General features: G+C 63.4%; 20 protein-coding genes and 1 pseudogene. 9 read left to right on the top strand and 12 right to left on the bottom strand.

Features of this window, described 5'->3' with window-relative positions:
• The first annotated feature begins 42 nt into the window (after positions 1 to 42).
• From P6U25_RS21195 to P6U25_RS21185, 3 genes are read left to right on the top strand one after another with little or no spacing between them, the layout of a single operon-like run.
• Positions 43 to 1,332: a CaiB/BaiF CoA transferase family protein gene (locus P6U25_RS21195; protein WP_407146702.1), complete on the top strand. Its 1,290-nt coding sequence runs from the start codon at positions 43 to 45 to the stop codon at positions 1,330 to 1,332.
• Positions 1,329 to 2,525: a thiolase C-terminal domain-containing protein gene (locus tag P6U25_RS21190; protein ID WP_407146701.1), complete on the top strand. Its 1,197-nt coding sequence runs from the start codon at positions 1,329 to 1,331 to the stop codon at positions 2,523 to 2,525. Before P6U25_RS21195 ends, P6U25_RS21190 begins: the two co-directional genes overlap by 4 nt.
• The gene (locus tag P6U25_RS21185; protein ID WP_407146700.1) at positions 2,522 to 2,983 is read left to right on the top strand and encodes a Zn-ribbon domain-containing OB-fold protein; all 462 of its coding nucleotides are present in this window, start codon (positions 2,522 to 2,524) and stop codon (positions 2,981 to 2,983) included. The genes P6U25_RS21190 and P6U25_RS21185 overlap by 4 nt, the downstream gene beginning before the upstream one ends.
• A 642-nt stretch (positions 2,984 to 3,625) precedes the next feature.
• On the opposite strand, the gene P6U25_RS21180 is transcribed toward P6U25_RS21185, so the two are convergent.
• The 4 genes and pseudogenes from P6U25_RS21180 to P6U25_RS21165 all read right to left on the bottom strand — a co-directional run bounded on the left by P6U25_RS21180 (position 3,626) and on the right by P6U25_RS21165 (position 6,506).
• On the bottom strand, positions 3,626 to 4,393 hold the full coding sequence (locus P6U25_RS21180) for a LysR family substrate-binding domain-containing protein (protein WP_407152568.1): 768 nt from the start codon (positions 4,391 to 4,393) through the stop codon (positions 3,626 to 3,628).
• 9 nt (positions 4,394 to 4,402) lie between these two features.
• Positions 4,403 to 4,525: pseudogene (locus P6U25_RS21175) on the bottom strand (LysR family transcriptional regulator); the annotation flags it as partial.
• Positions 4,526 to 4,596: 71 nt separating this feature from the next.
• Positions 4,597 to 5,286, bottom strand: coding sequence for an alpha/beta fold hydrolase (locus tag P6U25_RS21170; protein ID WP_407146699.1), 690 nt, complete (start codon positions 5,284 to 5,286; stop codon positions 4,597 to 4,599).
• Positions 5,287 to 5,813: 527 nt separating this feature from the next.
• Positions 5,814 to 6,506, bottom strand: coding sequence for an ArsR/SmtB family transcription factor (locus P6U25_RS21165; protein ID WP_407146697.1), 693 nt, complete (start codon positions 6,504 to 6,506; stop codon positions 5,814 to 5,816).
• Between the two features lie 138 nt (positions 6,507 to 6,644).
• Between P6U25_RS21165 and P6U25_RS21160 the strand changes: the two genes are divergently transcribed.
• On the top strand, positions 6,645 to 7,097 hold the full coding sequence (locus P6U25_RS21160; protein WP_407146696.1) for a DMT family transporter: 453 nt from the start codon (positions 6,645 to 6,647) through the stop codon (positions 7,095 to 7,097).
• A 309-nt stretch (positions 7,098 to 7,406) separates the two neighbouring features.
• On the opposite strand, the gene P6U25_RS21155 is transcribed toward P6U25_RS21160, so the two are convergent.
• Together P6U25_RS21155 and P6U25_RS21150 are read right to left on the bottom strand one after the other, a co-directional pair.
• On the bottom strand, positions 7,407 to 8,006 hold the full coding sequence (locus P6U25_RS21155; RefSeq protein ID WP_407146695.1) for an NADPH-dependent F420 reductase: 600 nt from the start codon (positions 8,004 to 8,006) through the stop codon (positions 7,407 to 7,409).
• A 39-nt stretch (positions 8,007 to 8,045) separates the two neighbouring features.
• Positions 8,046 to 8,780, bottom strand: coding sequence for an SDR family NAD(P)-dependent oxidoreductase (locus P6U25_RS21150; RefSeq protein WP_407146694.1), 735 nt, complete (start codon positions 8,778 to 8,780; stop codon positions 8,046 to 8,048).
• A gap of 290 nt (positions 8,781 to 9,070) precedes the next feature.
• Here P6U25_RS21150 and P6U25_RS21145 point away from each other — a divergent pair, with 290 nt between their 5' ends.
• A complete protein-coding gene (locus tag P6U25_RS21145) occupies positions 9,071 to 9,967 on the top strand; it encodes a LysR family transcriptional regulator (RefSeq protein ID WP_407146693.1) in 897 nt (298 codons plus the stop codon).
• Between the two features lie 278 nt (positions 9,968 to 10,245).
• Here the strand turns inward: P6U25_RS21145 and P6U25_RS21140 are convergent, their stop codons facing one another.
• Together P6U25_RS21140 and P6U25_RS21135 are read right to left on the bottom strand one after the other, a co-directional pair.
• Entirely contained in the window at positions 10,246 to 10,887 is a 642-nt protein-coding gene (locus tag P6U25_RS21140; RefSeq protein ID WP_407146692.1) for a glutathione S-transferase family protein, read from the bottom strand.
• Positions 10,888 to 11,154: 267 nt separating this feature from the next.
• Positions 11,155 to 11,622, bottom strand: coding sequence for a GbsR/MarR family transcriptional regulator (locus tag P6U25_RS21135; RefSeq protein WP_407146691.1), 468 nt, complete (start codon positions 11,620 to 11,622; stop codon positions 11,155 to 11,157).
• A gap of 64 nt (positions 11,623 to 11,686) precedes the next feature.
• On the opposite strand from P6U25_RS21135, the gene P6U25_RS21130 reads away from it, so the two are divergent.
• From P6U25_RS21130 to P6U25_RS21115, 4 genes are all read left to right on the top strand, one after another.
• Positions 11,687 to 11,977 carry a hypothetical protein gene (locus tag P6U25_RS21130; protein WP_407146690.1) on the top strand — a complete coding sequence of 97 codons (291 nt, stop codon included), beginning with the start codon at positions 11,687 to 11,689 and terminating at the stop codon, positions 11,975 to 11,977.
• Between the two features lie 40 nt (positions 11,978 to 12,017).
• Positions 12,018 to 12,719 carry a methyltransferase family protein gene (locus P6U25_RS21125; protein ID WP_407146689.1) on the top strand — a complete coding sequence of 234 codons (702 nt, stop codon included), beginning with the start codon at positions 12,018 to 12,020 and terminating at the stop codon, positions 12,717 to 12,719.
• Positions 12,720 to 12,771: 52 nt separating this feature from the next.
• The gene (locus P6U25_RS21120) at positions 12,772 to 13,245 is read left to right on the top strand and encodes a VOC family protein (protein ID WP_407146687.1); all 474 of its coding nucleotides are present in this window, start codon (positions 12,772 to 12,774) and stop codon (positions 13,243 to 13,245) included.
• A 122-nt stretch (positions 13,246 to 13,367) separates the two neighbouring features.
• On the top strand, positions 13,368 to 14,630 hold the full coding sequence (locus P6U25_RS21115) for a serine hydrolase domain-containing protein (RefSeq protein ID WP_407146686.1): 1,263 nt from the start codon (positions 13,368 to 13,370) through the stop codon (positions 14,628 to 14,630).
• Positions 14,631 to 14,757: 127 nt separating this feature from the next.
• Here the strand turns inward: P6U25_RS21115 and P6U25_RS21110 are convergent, their stop codons facing one another.
• The 4 genes from P6U25_RS21110 to P6U25_RS21095 form a co-directional block, all read right to left on the bottom strand.
• Positions 14,758 to 15,255, bottom strand: coding sequence for a peptide deformylase (locus P6U25_RS21110; RefSeq protein WP_407146685.1), 498 nt, complete (start codon positions 15,253 to 15,255; stop codon positions 14,758 to 14,760).
• Positions 15,256 to 15,310: 55 nt separating this feature from the next.
• The gene (locus P6U25_RS21105) at positions 15,311 to 15,835 is read right to left on the bottom strand and encodes a hypothetical protein (protein WP_407146684.1); all 525 of its coding nucleotides are present in this window, start codon (positions 15,833 to 15,835) and stop codon (positions 15,311 to 15,313) included.
• A gap of 108 nt (positions 15,836 to 15,943) precedes the next feature.
• Positions 15,944 to 16,816, bottom strand: coding sequence for a GNAT family N-acetyltransferase (locus P6U25_RS21100; RefSeq protein ID WP_407146683.1), 873 nt, complete (start codon positions 16,814 to 16,816; stop codon positions 15,944 to 15,946).
• Between the two features lie 202 nt (positions 16,817 to 17,018).
• On the bottom strand, positions 17,019 to 18,089 hold the full coding sequence (locus P6U25_RS21095) for an amidohydrolase family protein (RefSeq protein ID WP_407146682.1): 1,071 nt from the start codon (positions 18,087 to 18,089) through the stop codon (positions 17,019 to 17,021).
• Positions 18,090 to 18,108: the final 19 nt, after the last annotated feature.

Genomic DNA, 18,108 nt, shown 5'->3' with positions numbered 1-18,108 from the left:
GATCAGTCCCGTCAGGGCTGCCGCGCGAACAATGGATGCACCATGCTGGATAACATCGAAGCCGACTTTCCCGTCTATACGCCGCGGCCAGTCGATGCGCCGAGGGCGCTCGCGGGAATACGGGTCGTGGATTTCTCCCACTTCATCGCAGGCCCATTCGCCACGATGATCCTCGCCGATATGGGTGCCGAGGTCATCAAGATCGAGGCGCCCGGCCGCGGCGACGATCTCCGGCGCTACCCGCCGGTGCATCCCGAACTCAAGGCCGGCGCGCCGTTCGTCTGGACCAACCGTAACAAGCAAAGCGTTGCCCTGGATCTCAAGTCGCCGGAGGGCGTCGCGGTGGTGCGGGACCTGATCGCGACGGCGGATATCGTCGTCGAGAATTTCTCCACCGGCGTCATGGAGCGGTTCGGGCTCGACTATGCGGCATGCCGGACGATCAATCCGGAAATCATCTACTGCTCGGTTTCGGCCTATGGACGCGAGGGGACCTTCGCGGACCGGCTCGGCTTCGATCCGATCGCGCAGGTCGAGAGCGGGTTTGTGTCCATGAACGGCTATGCGGATCGCGAGGGCGTGCGGGCGCTGTCGCCCGTGATGGACATCAGCACGGCGATGATGGCCTGCACCGCCATCCTCGGCGCGCTGGTTGCCCGTGAGCGCAGCGGGCTCGGACAGGCGGTCGAGGTGTCGCTGTTCGACAATGCCGTGCTGATGACCGGCTACGCCACGATGCAACATCTGTTCACCGGCTCCAATCCGCAGCGGCACGGCAACACCAGCCCCGATACCTGTCCCTCGGGCGTGTTCCAGGCGCAGGACTGCGCTTTTTATATCAATTGCGGAAACGACAAGATCTTCCAGCGCCTGATGTCGCAGGTGCTCGACCGCGCCGACCTCGCCGCGGCCGAGGCTTACGCGACGGGGCCCGATCGTATCCGGCGGCGGGAGGAATTGTTCGCGATCCTTAGCGAGGTCTTCGCGCAACGGCCGTGGAGCCATTGGCAAGCCCGGATGCGGGCGGCCGGCGTCCCGTGCGGGCAGGTCCGCACGGTCGGGGAGGCGATCCGGTCGTCCGAAGCGCGGGAGCGCGGTCTCGTCACCCGCATTCCGCACGACACGCTGGGCTGGATCCCGAACGTCAGCCTGCCGATCCGTTATTCCGCGACGCCCGTCGTGGATCCCGTGGCCGCGCCCGCGGTCGGCCAGCATACCGGGGCCGTGCTGCAGGATCTGCTCGGCTACGACGATGCGCGTCTGGCGCGGCTCGCCGCGGCCGGCGCCTTCGGCGAGACCGGGGCAGGGCCAGCCAAGGCGGGGCGGACGTGAGCGCGAGGGCAACCGCCGATCGCACGCTGAGAGGCCGTGTTGCCGTCGTTGGGATCGGCGAGACCGACTATTACCGCCATGGCGCATCGCCACATCCGGAGTTTAAGCTGGCGCTGAAGGCCATACTTGCGGCGTGCGGCGATGCCGGCATCGATCCGCGCGACATCGATGGCTTCGCCTCCTACAGCGAGGAGCGGAGCGAGGCATCCAGGCTTGCCGCCGCGCTCGGCACGCGGCGGCTTCGTGCTGCGACCATGCAATGGGGCGGGGGAGGCGGAGGCTGCTGCGCGGCCGTCGCCAATGCGGCGGCCTCGATCGTCGCAGGCCTTGCGGATTGCGCCGTCGTGTTTCGCTCGCTCGCGCAGGGGCAATACGGCCGGTTCGGGCAGACAACGAGCATCGACACCATTTCCGGCGAGAAGGCGTACCTGATGCCTTACGGCGTTTTGGCGCCGCCGCAGCGCTTCGCCATGCGCGTGCGGCGCTACATGCATGAGCACGGCGTAAGCCAGCAGGCGCTGCAGGCGATCGCGCTGGCCTCTTATCATCATGCGCAGGCCAATCCGCGGGCCGTCATGCACGGCAAACCGCTGGACGCGGCCAAGTATGATGCCTCGCGCTGGATCGCGGAGCCGTTTCATCTCTACGATTGCTGCATGGAGAACGACGGCGCCGCCGCGCTCGTGCTGGTGCCAGCCGAACGTGCCGGAGAATTTCGCAACAAGCCGGCCTATGTGCTGGGGGCCGCCGTCGGATCCGGATATCGCGCGGGCGCGATCCCGCACAATTCGCCGCATTACGCGAGCGCCGGCTTCGAAACCGTCGCGGCCGACCTCTATGCGATGGCTGAGCTCGGTCCGTCCGACGTCGGTGTCGTCCAGTGCTACGAGAACTTCACGGGCGGCGTGGTGATGGCGCTCGCCGAACACGGCTTCTTCGCGCCGGCGGAGGCCAACGACTATCTCGCCTTCGACAACCTCGTTGCGCCATCGGGGCGGCTTCCGCTCAACACCAGCGGCGGCAATCTGGCCGAGTGCTACATGCACGGGTTCGAACTCGTGCTGGAAGCGGTGCGTCAGGTGCGCGGAACGTCCACGAGCCAGGCGAGGCGCAATGATGTGGCCATGGTGATCGGCGGACCTATGGTCACGCCGGTCAGCAATCTCCTTCTCGGCTCGGAGGCGACGCTGTGAGCGGCGAGGCGGGCCGAACCTACCTTCCGCAGGGGCTGCCGATCCCGGTGGCCGAGGCCGACGGCCTGTCGGCGCCCTACTGGCAGGGGATGCGCCAGGGCCGCCTCTTGGTGCAGCGTTGTCGCCATTGCGCCACATGGCAGTTCGGCCCCGAATGGATCTGCCATCAGTGCCATGCCCTCGATCCCGACTGGACGGAGATTGAGCCGCACGGGCGGATCTTCAGCTGGGAGCGGGTCTGGTATCCCTCGCACGCTGCGCTAAGGCAGCACGGCCCCTATCTCGCCGTGCTCGTTGAAATCCCTCACGCCAGCGGCGTCAGGATGATCGGCAACCTGCTCGGCGATCCTGCGCAAGCGGTCTCCATCGGCGCGGCTGTGGAAGGCGTTTTCGAGCACCATCCTCATCCGGAGCGGCCGTATTCGCTGCTGCACTGGCGGCTTTCGTCAGTCCGCTGACGCGAGACGAGAGTCTCCAAAAGGTCCTAGGTTGTCTGAGTGCGAGAGCAGGATTTGCTGCATGTGGCCGCGAATACCATGAGGTGTTTGCCAAGAACGTATCAGCGCGTTCCTGATCTCTGACGGCATTCTGAAACGGCGCCGCGCGAGTGCGGACTTGGCACTTCTGGGTACGCAGGCAGCCCTGATTAGTCGATTGACGCCGATAGTTGGCGGAATGGCTAGCATCGAGCGCGGTGCGAATTCTTCTGTGGATTCAAGACTGAAAAATTGAGGCGGATGTACCGTCGGCATTTGTCCGTCAGACCCGAAAAATTGTGCTTGCAGATCAAGGGCGAAGCGATGTTCGAAATGATAGAGTGGGAGTGAGGGTAAAAGCGGTGACAACAGCGTAGTTTCGGCGGCGATTGCCGCTGCCTGTTGCCGGCGTTTCATTTGTTACAGCCCCCGCTGCGAACGCTGGTCGCCCTCTCAACATTGGCAGATTCGATCTACGTACAATCCTCGGATGATGTAAAGCAGCTTCAAACAGCGAGAGGGCTGTGGCGTAAAATAGCGTGCACATAGGCCTGTCTGCCCGTGCCATATTTCGCGGTCATCGTTAGAAGTGGTCCAGTCCAGCCCAGGATGCCCGCGGCGGGGTTATGGCGCGGAAGCGCCCACGTTCTTTTCGGCGGCGCTGTCGCGCATTGATGCGAGAAACCGGCCGATCACGGCGCATTCGGACTGCGGCGACCAGGCTAGGGAGAATTCAACCCGCGCATTGGTCTCGTCGATTTTCCTGAACACCACGCCGGGGAAGCTGGCTTCAGCCTGGCTTTGCTGGGCAAGCGTGACACCGAAGCCGCTCGCGACCAGGCTGAACACGGTCTGTTTGCTCGCGGAAATGGGATGCAGCGGCATTCCGACGCCCATCATCGAGGCGTAGAACTCCCGCATCGCGTGGCTCTGAGCCCAATCCTGTACGTAAATCGTCTCGCCATGAAAATCGGTCCACTTCAACATATCGCGGCCGGCAAGAGCGTGATCCTGCGGAACGGCCGCCACCATCCTTTCGTGATACAGCGGCTCCATCACGATCTGCGGCCAGGGCGCGAAACTCGGGATGAGCGCTACGTCGATGCGGCGGGCGACGAGCTCCGAGAAGAGCTCAAGGTCAGGAAGCTCATGCACGATCAGCCGGACGTCGGGATGATCCCGCCGCCACCGCGCCAGCATGCCGCGCAACGGCTCCCCGAGCGGTGGAGAGCGTACCCCGAGTCGAAGATCGCCGTTTGTACCCCGCGCCGCGCCCCCGGCCGCCTCGGTCACCGCCTCAAGGCTTGCCAGCATCCTCTTGGTCTCTGCCAAGACCGGCGCGGCAGCCGCGGTGAGGGCAACGCCGCGGGAGCTTCGCTCGAACAGCGTCAATCCGAGATTGTCCTCAAGCGTGCTGATGCTCCGTGTCAGCGTCGAAGCCGAGACGCCGAGCCATTCGGCCGCCGCAGCGAAGCTGCCATGGTCAGCCACTGCGACAAAGTATTTCAATGCGACAAGTTGCATGGCCCGATTTTAGCCGAGAGCAGCAGATCGCGCGAGGCCGCGGTCGGTTTCGGGCTTGGCCTAACTGCCCTCTAGCCATCGATCGAAGCCGCTGCGTTGGCGATGAACTCCGCCACGGCTTCCGGCTGCGAAAGCATCGGCACGTGGCTGCTTTGGAGGACCAGAGTTTGAGCGCCCATGCGATCCGCCGAGTCCCGTTGGACGGCCGGAGGAATGGTCTCATCCTGCGCGGCGACGAGGTACCAGGACGGCTTCGAGCGCCACGCTGTTTTCACCACTTTATCGCTAAAGCACCGGGCGGCGAGTGGGCCTTGCGTGGCGTAAACGATGTCTGCCTCGCCCGCCGGGATGTCCTGGACGAAATGTTTGCGCACACCTTCAGTCGTCAGAGCCACATAGCCTTCGCCGTAAGGCTTGATCTCGGCGGCAGCGGGGGCTGGCGTGTAGTCCTTCCACCAATCGCCGAAGGATTGGCCGTTGTCGGGAGCACCCGCAGCCACGTACACGAGCCCCTTGACCTGGGCATGGTTGCCAGCTTCGGAGATGACCGCGCCGCCCCATGAATGACCGACCAGAAGGACCGGCTTCTTCTGCATGTCGATGACGCGGTGCGCCTCGACGACGTCATCGGCGAGCGAACTCAACGGGTTCTGCACCGCGATCGCCCGGAGACCGCGCTTCGTCAGAAGCGGAATGACCTTTGCCCAGCAAGAGCCGTCTGCGAACGCTCCATGGACGAGCACTGCCGTTTCGATGGCCATGTCGATTTCTCCTCGTGATGCAGGCCCCAAAATAGATGAAAAGAGGGCACGCGAACATCCCGCCTCGCAAGCAATGCCCGTTGCCAGATCAGCAATGCAGTTGACGCTAAGCCGGCAACTTATATGCCATTATGCCCGAGCACCCAGACGTGCTTTGCCACGACCCGCTGACGGTCCTTTTCGGGTCAAGCTGGTGACGCCGCTCTCTCGGCAGTTTCTGAATCGACCAATCGCTGAAATCGAGCAAATCGAGGATTGTCGAAATTTACGTTTGACATCAAGAGCCCGAATTTCTGACGGTCCGGGGAGACGGTTCTTCGTCGGACCCGGAGAAAATTTTCGTCGCAAGATCAACGCGTTACTCCGCGCTAAAATAATCGAGTGGGAGTGAGGGGTGCGGGATACCCTGGAGGGCTCTCGAGGGGAATGGCGTAGGTGTGCTCCACGGCCTCTTGTCTTTTGATGTGGTGAGAATCTGCTCGATCCAGCGCGCGATGGCGGATACGTCGGCGAGGGCTGTCGCCGACCTACACCGTCACTCCGAACTGCTCTTGAAAGCCCTCGACACCTGCGGGCGCAATTGCGATAGCCCGTGTGTTGGGCAGGCGCTGCACCCAACCCAGGTCGAAGCACCGCGCAGCAAGTGCCGCGCCGACTGCGCCCGCGAGATGCGGCTTTTGCTCGCTCCAATCCAGGCATGATCTGCAAACAGGACGCTTCGATTTCTGTATGGCGGACAGATCAATGCCGAAGCCGGAAAGCAATTTTGCTCCGCGCGGAGTGACAAGCCCGCCGTCCTCCGAAAGCATAATCAACTTTCTTCGAGTAAACGCTTCGGTTAGCGCGACACCCAATCTTCCCGCAAGATGATCGTAACAGGTCCGTGCATTGCGCAATGTTTGCTCGCGCTCCGAAAGCGCGTGGGAGCGCAACGGGCGGGACCCCGTTATCGCCACTGCCATCATTGCCTCCAGAGCCTGCGCTACAAGCGGCGACGCCATCCGGAAATACCGGTTGCGGCCCTTCCTCTCTGCTGCAACCAACTTTCCGTCGGAGAGTTTCGCGAGGTGCCAACTCGCCGTCTGCGGCGAGATACCTGCGACCAAGGACAACTCCGTTGCGCTATGGGTGCGGCCGTCAAGCAGCGCGCAGAGTATCACTGCACGCGCTGGATCGCCGATCATCCCGCCGATTTCCGCCAATTTGATCGGACTGCTCATCAACAGGAGATAGGCGCCCGGCGGCGATCAATCTAGTGCCGACACTTCGATATCGATCGAACTGATTCCGGTTCCGGGGACGGGTCGGTCGGCGTATCTCCCGCGTTATTCACGCGAGAAACGACGGAGTGTGACGCCATGACGACGCCTTTTAGCAATCTCTTTCTATCGCTTCTCATGCTCGCCGCCGGCGTCGCCATCCCTGTCATGGCCGCATGGAATTCCAAACTTGGCGTTGAGATTGAAAGTCCCTGGGCTGCCGCTTTCATTCTCTTCGTTCTTGGCACAGTTATTTGCGGAATCGCGATGCTGATCCTCGGGTTGCCGAAGCATGGCTGGTTCAGCGCACCGCCATTGTACTATGCGGGTGGATTTGTCGTCGCCTTTTATGTCTTGTCGATCACGTGGACGTCGCCGCGCATCGGCGTCGCCAACGCCGTGTTCTTTGTGTTGCTCGGGCAGATCGCGTCAGCGGCGTTGATCGACCAGTTCGGCTTATTCGGCGCCCTGAAGTCTCAACTCACCACGCAACGCATCATCGGCATCCTCCTCATGGCGATAGGGACATATTTTGCTCGTCGCATCGCTTGACCAGCGCGATGCACCGTCGAAGATCATCCGGTGATGGCGGGGCGTCCAAAGCTCAGCTTCGAGCACCGGCAGGCTTTAGCGCAAAGCGGTCACGAACTGAACGGACGCGCTTGTAAATCAACGACGAAACTTCGTTCGAAATGATAGAGTGAGAGTGACGGGGCGTACAGTGCAGCAGTAGCGGATAGCAGAGGACACTCGGGCGAATCCCAGGCCATCGATAGCAGTCGATAGGTACTCGGCGGCCCGCAGATATGCTGTTCCGTCGGGCGTCTTCCCACCCTTCGAACAGCGTCCATACGCCTTCGTTCACTGATCCTTCTTGAACAAATCCTGGAAGATGAGCGGGCCCCAAGTGCGGCCGCGTGCGTGCACCAGCGCGCCACCCTCGTTGAGCTTTCCCAGTTTGACGGGTGCGAACCCCAGTTGTTTGGCCAAGGCCGCGACGGGAGCGGTCGCGTCCTCGTCGTCGCTCGACAGAAAGACGACCCGGTGGCCGCCTTCGACGATCGGATCGGCAGCCAGCTTGGCCGCAATCAGGTGATTAAAGCCTTTCACGAGCTTAGCACCGGCGAACGCCTTAGCGACGAAGGCGGAGGACAGGAGCCCGTCCAGCTCCTCAAGGGGAACCAATGCGTTCATCACGTCGATGATCGTCTTGTCTTTCCAGCTCGGCAGGGCCTTCGCAACCTCGCGATGCTCCCCGAACGGGACCGCCAGGATGATCGTGTCGGCCTCGAGTGCATCCCGCAGCGACTTGGCGACGACCGTGGGTCCAATTGCCTGGGCCTGCGGCGCCAACGCCTCAGGCGGCCGGCGGCTCGCAACGGCCACCTTGATGTTCTTACGGGCGAAGCCCCGGGCGAGGGCCTGGCCGACCGCACCGAATCCTACAATCGCATAGCTCATGATACTTCTCCGATCCGTGTTGATATCGATTCCCCGCTTTCAGATGGCCGAGAAGCCGCCGTCGACAGACAACTCCAGCCCATTCACAAAGCTCGAATCGTCTGAAGCAAGAAACAGTGCGGCCGCCGCAATTTCCTCAGGACGACCCATCTTTCCCCGCGGGATCAGGGATTCGAACATCCGCTTCGCCTCGTCGTCGAGAACCTGGTCCTGCATCGGTGTGGCAATCGGCCCTGGGTGCAGCACGTTCACCCGGATATTCCTGCCCTTCAGTTCGTTGAGCCACCCGCGTGCGAATGCGTGCAGCGCCGCCTTGCTTGCCGCATACACGCTGTAACCAGGAAAACCTTTCACCGAAGCAACTGATCCGGTCATGAAGATCGATCCGCCATCGTTGAACAGCGGCAACGCCTTTTGCACCGTAAACAGCGTGCCGCGCGTATTCAGGCCGAAGGTCGCATCGAAATGTCGCTCGGTAATCGCGCCCAGTGGGACGGCTTCGCCGGTGCCGGCGCTCGCATACAGGACGTCGATCTTGCCCTTTTGCCGCTTGACCGTATCGAACAGGCGGTCGAGGTCGTCGAGATTGGCCGCGTCGCCGCGCACGCCGGTCACGTTCCGGCCAATCAGCTTTACGGCCTCGTCGAGCGCCTCCTGCCTCCGGCCCGTGATGAAAACATAGGCGCCTTCTTCAACGAACCGCATGGCGCTCGCCAGCGCCATGCCGCTCGATCCGCCCGTGATGACTGCAACCTTACCCTCAAGCTTTCCCATGACTTCTCCTTCAGGCTCCATCTTTGGTCGTTCGGGGAGCCCCCCGAGAACCTCGACATGGGTCCGCCGGCGTCAGGTGTTGAGTGCAGAAGCGCGCACATCGGTGGTGCGAAATCGATCCGGCCGGGTGACCGACGCCAGCCGCGACGCTCGGTGTCTGCCATTCGGAATTGGGCCGCGCTCGTCGGCATGGGTTACAATGACCGCCCGTGCTACTCACATACGAGATGCTGTTCGATGCGTTGGGCACGGGTTTTGGAAGGCGCACCCCAGCGGTGCTGGATTGCACCATGATCGACTGGGATGACGTTCGCTACTTTCTTGCCGTCGCGCGCGGAGGCTCGGTGCGGGCCGCCGCCGAGCGCCTCGGGGTGAATCACTCGACCGTGCTGCGACGCGTCGCCCAACTGGAGGAACGGCTCGGGGCACATATGTTCGAGAAGCTGCCTTCGGGCTACCGCCTGACGGCTGCGGGGGAGGAGGTCCTCGAGCTCGCGGACCAGATGGAAGCGTCGTCCCACCTGCTGGAGACGCGCGTCTTCGGCCGCGACCAGAGCGTGCGCGGACTCCTGCGGGTGACACTGGCACCGCCGCTTGCGACACACCTGCTCATGCCGGACTTCTCCGATTTCGCGCGTCTTTATCCGGATATCGAGATGGAAATCTTGTCGTCCGGCGAGCTGGCAAATCTGACCAACCGAGAGGCCGACGTCGCGATCCGCGTCGTCTACGACCGCAAAACCCTGCCGCTCAATCTGCACGGCCTGAAGGGACCGGAGCTGTTCGGCGGCATCTACATATCCCGCGATCGACTGGCCGCGTGGCGTGCGGGCGCGCCTGATCCCATCCGCTGGATCGTCATAAGCATTCATGGAATCCCGGACTGGGCCCACGAGGGTGAGGTTCGCACCGCCGAGATTCCGTTCAGGGTCACAGATGCCGAGGCGCAGTTCGTCGCGGTACGGCAGGGGCTCGGGATGACGACACTGCCGTGCTTCGTTGGCGATGCCGACCCACTGCTGGTGAGGGTGCCGGGCACCGACCTGCACATGTACGGAACGCTCTGGCTTCTCACACAGGGGGAGACACGCAAGACGAAGCGCGTGCGGCTTTTCACTGAGTTTGTATCCCGCAGGCTCGCCGCGTACGCTCCGCTTCTCACGGGACTGTCCGTATCGCACGACTGACGCGCGGCAGGTCGGCGACGGCGCAGTCTCGGGCGTACCGCTGTATCGACCCCGCAGCGCCGATGTAAATCTCGCGACGGGCTCTGGTAGTAGACACCGTCGAGACGGTCTTTTTTGGGAGCTGCCGGTACGGCTCGGTCGGCGGGCGTCGGAAAAAATCGACCGATTGATGCCGATAGTCGCTGAAACCGAGCAGATCGTGCACCGTCGAAATTGGTGTTTGAAATCAAGAGCGCAAATTTCTGACGGATCAGCGAGACGGTTCTTTCGTCGTGCGTCTAAAAAATTCGCGCCGCTGCCAACTGCGCCTCGAAGGCCCGCTTGTACGCAGGCCGCGCTTCACCGCGGGCGACATAAGCGGCGAGGTTCGGAAACTCGTCCAGAATACCCGATGCTCTCAGCCTGAGCAGCACCGACACCATCATCAGGTCGCCCGCACTGAAGGCGCCATCGAGCCAATCGGCATCGCCAAGGCGCGCGGAGAGTTGCCCCAAGCGGTCGCGGATGCGATCCATGACCAGAGGCAGGCGCTCCTTGCTCCAGGGCTTGTCGCCCTCTACGAACTTGGCGATGACGAGCTCGAGGATCGGCTGGTCCACCGTGTTGAGCGCGGCAAACATCCATGCGATCGCGCGCGCCCGGGCATTGGGATCGTCAGGCAGCAGGCCCGCATGGTGCTCGGCGATATGGAGCACGATCGCGCCTGTCTCGAACAGCGCCAGATTGCCGTCTTCGTAGGTCGGTATCTGGCCGAAGGGATGCAGCGCCAGATGTGCCGGCTCCTTCATCGCGCGGAACGAAACCAGCCGCACCTCGTAAGGCTGGCCGACTTCCTCAAGCGCCCAGCGAACGCGGGTATCGCGCGCCAGTCCCTTGCCGCCATCAGGCGATCGTTCAAAGGCGGTAATGGTGATGGTCATGGTCTCTCTCCGCGGCGCTGGCCTGGCGTCCCTAAAGCGCGATGAGATTGTCATCGCGCTTCAGTCCCTCGTTTGAGCATGATCTTTTCGGAAAACCGCTTCGCACTTTTCCGGATCATGCCCTAGAACGAACGATCGGCGCGCTGTCCGACAACTGATCCGGAATTCTTTTGACCGGGGAATTTCGAGGCTGACCCACAGACGGTCCGAACCTGAGATCATTCGCTTGTACCTGACAATCGCGAACGCTCATCCGCCTTACGCTCCCTAAGACGACCGGCTCCGTTTCCAGCGATCGACGGCGTCCTCCATGGCGCCGCGCATGATCCGGTAGAAATCCGCCATCTCCTTCAAGCGCGCGCTCACGTCCCTGGATGTTGTGATCCTGGTTCCGGCGGCGAACTGGTCGGCCAACGTATCGAGCAGGCGGTTCTGCTGCTGGATCATGGTCTCGTAATCGTCGGCGACGGCGTAGAGCGCCCGTTTCGTTCCGGGCTCGCGATGCCGGCGCGCCAGCGTGTAGCTCTCGAGCAACCGCGCCGCCACGCTGGCGCTGCTCTTGCTGATCCCGAGCTGGTCGCTGATCTGGTCGAGGCTGACCGGGCGGGGACGCAGCAGCAGGTAACCGTAAAGCCGGGCCGCGGCGGATGGCACGCCCCAGGGCAGGAGCAGGCGAACCACGTCCTCGATGAATTGCCGCTCGGCCTTGCTCGACTTTCGATCTGTCTTTGACATATTCGACATATCCCGAATATAATGAATTTGAGCTGGTGGGCAACCGCAAGGCTGGGAGGAGGCCATGCTTCCCTATCTCGTGGCTGCAATCATTGTCGTCGGGCTGCCGACGCTCTACGTCGCGGTGCGCTATCGCGAGTATCACAAGTTTCTCGCCGGCGCATTTTTCGTCAGCAGCGGGATGCAGGTCTACCTCTGCCTGGCGAATATCCCGATTCCGCTCGTGTGGACGACCGCCGTGCAGTCGCCGCCGCTCAGCGCCGTGCGCGGTGCGATCCACTTTGTCCTCTTTCTCGCCTGCTTGTATTTCGGATGGGTCTTTCGCAAGCAGCCGGGCACACAGGCAGGCGCCTGACCAACAGCGGCAAGGGGACCAGCTTATGGGAGAGGGAAATATGAACGCGGCTGTCGATCCGAAGCCGATGTCGCGCGCCACGGCGATCCTCTATGCCGTAGGCTTGCCACTTGTGCTCGTGGCCCTGGTCTTCGTTCCGGTAGGGAGGATCGCTTGGGGCCCGGGTTGGATCTTCGTCGCCGTCCTTGTCGCGGCGTTTGGGCTTTCGGCACTGCTCCTTGCGCGGGTGAATCCGATGATCTACCGCGCTCGCAGCCGTTTCCAGCCGGGGACCAAGACATGGGATCTGGTCCTGCTCGCGGTCATGCTCCCGGCCCTCGTTCTTGAAATTCCAATCGCGACGCTCGACGCGGGACGGATGGGATGGTCCGACGTCCCGCTCTGGGTCGTCGTGGTCGGCTATCTCCTGTTTGTCGGCAGCGTCGCAGTCACGACATGGGCTCAAGCCGTCAATCCGTTCTTCGAGCCGGGTGTTCGGATTCAGCAGGAGCGAGCGCAGCGGGTGATTACATCCGGGCCGTACAGATTCGTCCGGCATCCCGGCTATGTCGCTGCGATAGCAATGTTCATCGCAATTCCGCTTGCGCTCGCCTCGTGGTGGGCCTTGTTGCCGGCTGCATTGGCGATCGTGCTGCTGGTTCTCCGGACGCGGCTGGAGGACCGTCTGCTCCAGACTGAATTGTCGGGCTATGCTGACTATGCAGGCCGAACGCGTTATAGGCTCGTGCCCGGCATCTGGTGACGATCACCGAGGGCCGAAATCAGTCGAACACAGTTCTGGGAAGGAGACTACCATGACCGACCTCGTCACATGCCTCTGGTTCGACCAAGGCCGGGCGCGCGAAGCGGCGGAGTTTTACGCCGCGACCTTTCCCGACAGCCATGTCGGCGCGGGCCATGCATCGCCGATACCGGGCATCGGGCAGGGCGAGGAACTGACGGTCGAGTTCACCGTGCTCGGCCGGCGCTTCGTGGGGCTGAACGGGGGCCCCACCTACACGCCGAATGAGGCGGTCAGCTTCATGGTGCTCACTGACAGCCAGGACGAGACCGACCGCTACTGGAATGCGGTCACCGGCAATGGCGGCAAGGAATTGCCGTGCGGGTGGTGCCGGGATCGCTGGGGCTTTGCCTGGCAGATCACGCCGCGGCGGCTGCTCGAGCTCGTCAACAGCACCGATCGCGCCGTCGGCAAGCGCGCGATGGAGGCGATGATGACGATGACGAAGATCGACATCGCTGCGATCGAGCGAGCCGCCGCGGGATGACGGCATTACCGCCACGTCCGTTCGTCATGACATAGCGGCAAGGCGGCCGGCGCAAACGCGAGATGTGTGGCATGGCCCCGCATGGTAGGACTCGATATCGTCCCGTCCCGGAGCCAGCCCTGATGTCCGTCGCGACTGCATCCAGTCAACAACAAACTCCCACCGCCGCCGAGACCGATCCGCAAACGCTCGGCTGGATGCAGGGCTTTCCGCCGCCTCAGGACAAGACCATCACGTTCCAGGACGGCTCGTTCCGCAGCTTTCCCGAGCTGCGCTGGGCGTGGAGCAATCTGCGGCAACTGGTGCCGACGGTGAACGTCTGGCGCGGGCCGGGGCCTGCGTCGGTGCTGCCGCGCGAGGACCATGACATCGGCGCATCGGCGTCGGTCACCATGGACGGCCGTCCGATGACCTTTGCGCGCATGCTCGAGGAAACCTATGCCGACGGCATCGCCGTGCTGCACCGAGGCAGGCTGATCTACGAGCGCTATTTCGGCACGCTGAAGCCGCACAAGCCGCATATCGGGATGTCCGTGACGAAGTCGTTCACCGGCACGCTCGCCGGCATCCTGGTCGCGGAGGGCAAGATCGATCCGCAAGCTCCGATCACGGACTATGTGCCCGAGCTGAAGGCCAGTGCATTCGGCGACGCGCGCGTGCATGAGGCGATGGATATGACCACGGGCCTCGCCTACACCGAGGTCTATACCGACAAGAACTCCGACGTGTGGGGGCTGCGGCGCGCCAACGGCATGGCGCCGATCCCGGAAGGCTATCAGGGCGCGACCACGATTTTCGATTTTCTCTGCGCGCAGAAGAAGCAGGGCGAGCACGGCAAGGCCTTCGCCTACAAGACCGTCAATTCCGACGTGCTGGCCTGGATCTGCCGGCGCGCCAGCCGCATGACATTGTCCGATCTTCTCTCCGAGCGGATCTGGACGCCGATGGGCGCGGAGGAGGACGCGCATTATCACGTCGACCGCATCGGCACCGAGAGCGGCGGCGGTGGCCTGTCGACGACACTGCGCGATCTGGCCCGCTTCGGCGAGACGATCCGCAATCACGGCCGCTTCAACGGCCGCCAGATCGTGCCGCCTTCCGTGGTCGAGGACATCGCGCGCGGCGGCGATCGCGAAAAATTCAAGCCGGCCGGCTACACCACCTTGCCCGGCGCCTCCTACCGGAACCAGTGGTGGGTGACGCACAATGCGCACGGCGCCTACATGGCGCGCGGCGTGTATGGCCAGGGCATCTACATCGATCCGAAAGCCGAAATGGTGATCGCGCGCTACGCCTCGCACCCGGTCGCCGGCAATGCCGCCAACGATCCCGTGACGCTGCCGGCCTATATGGCACTGGCGAAGGATTTGATCGCGGGCGGGTGAGGGCGACAAATTTTGGTTCGATCGGTCTATCGGCAGAACCGACTTCGCCTCCCCCGCTTGCGGGGAGGCCGACGCGCTCGGCAGCGCTCTTGCGCGCCTGAGCGCGGCGGGTGTGGGCTCTCTCAGCTTACCCCCGCGACAGCTTCTCGAACCGCTTGATCAGCCGCTCGCGCTTGAGGCGGGATAGCCGCTTAATCCAGAACATGCCGTCGAGCTGATCGATCTCGTGCTGGTGGCACACCGCGCGCAGGCCGTCGGAGTCCTCGGTCTGCATGTTGCCGTCGAGGTCCTGATAGCGGATGCGGACGCGGGCATGACGCTCGACCTCGTCGACCACGCCGGGCATCGAGACGCTGCCTTCCCGATGCAGGATCATTTCAGGCGAGGTCCGGATGATCTCGGGGTTGACGTAGGTCCTTGGGCCTTCGCCGGCGTCGAGCTCGAGCACCACCACGCGCAAGGAGACGCCGATATGCGGCGCGGTGATGCCGATGCCGGGCGCCGCATGCATGGTGTCGAGCAGGTCGCCCGCCAGCTCGCGCAGCGCATCGTCGAACACGGTCACGGGTTGGGCAGGCAGCGCGAGCCGAGGATCGGGATAGCGGACGATGGAACGGATGGTCATGCGATCGTATCAGGGCGCGCAATCATGAAGTCCCGGCCATGTCCGCTTCGCTGCGCTAGCCACGCGCGTCACGCACGGCCTGGGCGACTTTCGTCGCCTGCGACACGCGTCCGATTTTCGCGCCCGCAACGATCTTTCTTCGGCGTTCGCTTGGCTTCGGCACCATGCCTTCGCCCGCGGTAGCGCCGGCCGGGGGATAGGTCATGAAATTCGCGGCCCGGTGCAGGGCGAGGGCCTTTCGAGCTGCTTCGACATGCGCGGTCCGGGCTGCCAGATTGTGCAGACGCCTGAGCTCGGTGTTCACGCGCTTCAACGCCGCGGCGAACACCTGCTTGCGCTCCGAAGCATGCTTGGCGGTTCCCGGAAAGCTTGACCCGCGAGCCTCGGCCTTTCCGCGTCCCTCGCGCTGCTTTTGCCGGCCGAGCGTTCGCTCCTTGTCGCGCATCTTGCGCAAGCGGGGCCGCATGGCCTCGAGCTCGGCGACCTCGACGTCGTAGATCGCGGGATGATGGGTCAGGCGGACTGTCTCATGTTCTTCGTGGCTGAGAATGCTGCGTTCGAACTTGCAAGGGACCGCCATTACCATCCTCCGTTTGATTTCTTGAATCTCGGGCAGAAGGACACGTTCAGCTCCGGCTGATCATAGCCGAGCGGTGCCGGATGGCCAATCGGCCAGCGCATTCGCGAGTCAGAAGCGTTTCTCGAAGAACAGATCGGGGTAGGGGTCGTCGTTGAAGCGCGGGATCTCGGTCCAGCCGCTCGTACGGTAGAGTTGACCCGCTTCCCCCAGCGCGCTGTTGGTGTCGAGCCGCAACACCGTGATGCCGAGCTCGCGCGCGGCGTTCTCGGCGGCCTCCATCAGACGGCGGCCGAGGCCGAGGCCACGCGTGGCCGGGGCGACCCAGAGCCGCTTGATCTCCGCCAACGCGCCGCCGCTGCCTTTCAGTCCGACGCAGCCGACCGGCAGGCCGTCCGACATCGCCACGATGAATGTGCCGCGCGGGCGCACCATGTCCTTCGCGTCGGGATCGCGTGAGAGCTTGACGTCGAACCCCTGCTTGAAGCGTCGCGCGAGCTCGGCGTAGTAGGCGCCGAGGCAGTAGCGCGCCTCGTCGCTGCGCGGGTCCGCCTCATGCAAGGTCGTGCCGTCGCGCCCGAGCGCCGAGGCGATCATGTCCATCGCCGCCAGCAGTGCCTCGCGCTGGGTGTGGCGGGCGAGGAAATCCCTGGCCTGCCGATTGGAGATCGCTTCATAGGCGTTGAACTCGCGACGGCCAGTCGCCGTCAGCCGGCAGGTGCGGCGGCGCGCGTCGCTCGCATGCGTCGTGGTCTCGATCAGCCCCTCGTCTTCGAGGCTCCGCAACAGTCGGCTCATCAGGCCTGAATCGAGGCCGAGATAATCCCTGATGTCGCCGACCTCGGCGCATCCATGCCCGATCGCGTTGAGCACGCGTGCCGCCCCAAGCGGCCGGCCGCGCCCGAGGAACGACGTATCGAGCGCGCCGACCGCGGATGTCACGGCACGATTGAAGCGACGGACGCGGGAAACGGCATCAAGCATATATCTGACTTTAGTCAGATATTATTCTGCCGTCAATCGGCATGCGGATGCGGGTCTCAGGAGGCCAAGTCACTCGCTGATAACGGCGACCACCAAGCCCAGTCTCGCGGGAGCGAGCACCTATAAGCCGTAAGCCATCACGCAGGCGCCGCGAGATTGCGGAACAGTGCCGGGCTGCTTGGCAAGTGAGATCCGCACCAGATCAGCATCCCAGCCGCGGAAACAGCCGAACCGCATTGTCACGCGTGATCGCGGCGATCTCGGCCAGCGTAAAGGCCGTATGATCGCGGACGCCGCGAATTGTCAGCGGCACCGCCTCGCGGGTGGCGAAGACATAGTCGCTGCCGAACAGGATGCGGGAGCTGTCGACGACAGTCAGCAGGGAGGCAAAGACATGCGGCGAGGCCGACAGCGCAGTGTCGTAATAAAACCGCTTCAGGAAGTGCTCGGGTCCCTCGGGGAGCACGTTTTCCTTGAAATTGATGTAGTAGGTCAGGAGGTCGGGCATCGATCCCTTGAGCCCAGGAAGGATTCGCGACAGCAAGCCGGCGGCGTTGCCCACGGCCGCGCCGATTCCGCGGGCATTGGCGAGCAGCGTCGCCGTCATGCTGACGCGGCCGGCGAGGTAAGGCACCGTGCCGCCGGCATGCGCCAGGATGAAGCGGATGTCCGGATAGCGCTTCATCACGCCGCCGACGATCAGCGAATAGGCGGTGCGCGTGGTGTCGAAGCAGACGTCCAGCATCGCTTCGGGAAGGCCGAGATGCGATTGATCGAGGCCGGGCGGCGAGGCTGGGTGGACGAAAACGACCGCCTTGCGCCGGTTGAGTTCGGCATGGAGCGCGTCGAACCTGGGATCGCCGAGATAGTAACCGTCGTAGTTCGAGAACAGAACGGTACCGTCCAGCTTCAGTTGGTCGAGGGCGTATGCGAGCTCGCGCAGTGCGGCATCAACGTCAGGCAGCGGCAGAGTGGCAAGCGCGGCGAAGCGGCTCGGATGCGCGGCCACGAGTTCAGCGAAGACGTCATTGGTGTGGCGGGCGAGTTCGCATGCAAAGGGAAGGGGAGCGTCGAGGCCGGCAAAATAGACGCCCGGCGCAGACAATGAGATGATGCTCGTGTTGATCTCGTTCTTGTCCATCACATCGAGGGCAGCCTCGAGCGTCCATTTCGGCAAGGGAACGCCCAGTGCTTTGGTGACGCCCTTGCGCGAAAGGGCGTTGGCGTATGGCTCCGGAACGATGTGGTGGTGGATGTCGATCAATCCCGCCATCGTTGGTCTCCGGCAAGTC

It is taken from the genome of Bradyrhizobium sp. ORS 86 (assembly GCF_045571475.1).
In the GTDB taxonomy this organism is placed as follows: domain Bacteria; phylum Pseudomonadota; class Alphaproteobacteria; order Rhizobiales; family Xanthobacteraceae; genus Bradyrhizobium.
Note: the sequence above shows the minus strand (reverse complement) of the source record. Positions and strands in the feature narration are given on the sequence as shown.

Excerpts from the sequence above, each read along its gene's own strand:
- P6U25_RS21150 (WP_407146694.1), bottom strand. The coding sequence starts at position 8,780 with ATGGGAAAGCTTGAGGGTAAGGTTGCAGTCATCACGGGCGGATCGAGC.
- P6U25_RS21145 (WP_407146693.1), top strand. The coding sequence starts at position 9,071 with ATGATCGACTGGGATGACGTTCGCTACTTTCTTGCCGTCGCGCGCGGA.
- P6U25_RS21170 (WP_407146699.1), bottom strand. The coding sequence starts at position 5,286 with ATGGCCATCGAAACGGCAGTGCTCGTCCATGGAGCGTTCGCAGACGGC.
- P6U25_RS21135 (WP_407146691.1), bottom strand. The coding sequence starts at position 11,622 with ATGTCAAAGACAGATCGAAAGTCGAGCAAGGCCGAGCGGCAATTCATC.
- P6U25_RS21115 (WP_407146686.1), top strand. The coding sequence starts at position 13,368 with ATGTCCGTCGCGACTGCATCCAGTCAACAACAAACTCCCACCGCCGCC.
- P6U25_RS21195 (WP_407146702.1), top strand. The coding sequence starts at position 43 with ATGCTGGATAACATCGAAGCCGACTTTCCCGTCTATACGCCGCGGCCA.
- P6U25_RS21110 (WP_407146685.1), bottom strand. The coding sequence starts at position 15,255 with ATGACCATCCGTTCCATCGTCCGCTATCCCGATCCTCGGCTCGCGCTG.
- P6U25_RS21100 (WP_407146683.1), bottom strand. The coding sequence starts at position 16,816 with ATGCTTGATGCCGTTTCCCGCGTCCGTCGCTTCAATCGTGCCGTGACA.
- P6U25_RS21120 (WP_407146687.1), top strand. The coding sequence starts at position 12,772 with ATGACCGACCTCGTCACATGCCTCTGGTTCGACCAAGGCCGGGCGCGC.
- P6U25_RS21105 (WP_407146684.1), bottom strand. The coding sequence starts at position 15,835 with ATGGCGGTCCCTTGCAAGTTCGAACGCAGCATTCTCAGCCACGAAGAA.
- P6U25_RS21160 (WP_407146696.1), top strand. The coding sequence starts at position 6,645 with ATGACGACGCCTTTTAGCAATCTCTTTCTATCGCTTCTCATGCTCGCC.
- P6U25_RS21130 (WP_407146690.1), top strand. The coding sequence starts at position 11,687 with ATGCTTCCCTATCTCGTGGCTGCAATCATTGTCGTCGGGCTGCCGACG.
- P6U25_RS21125 (WP_407146689.1), top strand. The coding sequence starts at position 12,018 with ATGAACGCGGCTGTCGATCCGAAGCCGATGTCGCGCGCCACGGCGATC.
- P6U25_RS21095 (WP_407146682.1), bottom strand. The coding sequence starts at position 18,089 with ATGGCGGGATTGATCGACATCCACCACCACATCGTTCCGGAGCCATAC.
- P6U25_RS21155 (WP_407146695.1), bottom strand. The coding sequence starts at position 8,006 with ATGAGCTATGCGATTGTAGGATTCGGTGCGGTCGGCCAGGCCCTCGCC.
- P6U25_RS21140 (WP_407146692.1), bottom strand. The coding sequence starts at position 10,887 with ATGACCATCACCATTACCGCCTTTGAACGATCGCCTGATGGCGGCAAG.
- P6U25_RS21165 (WP_407146697.1), bottom strand. The coding sequence starts at position 6,506 with ATGAGCAGTCCGATCAAATTGGCGGAAATCGGCGGGATGATCGGCGAT.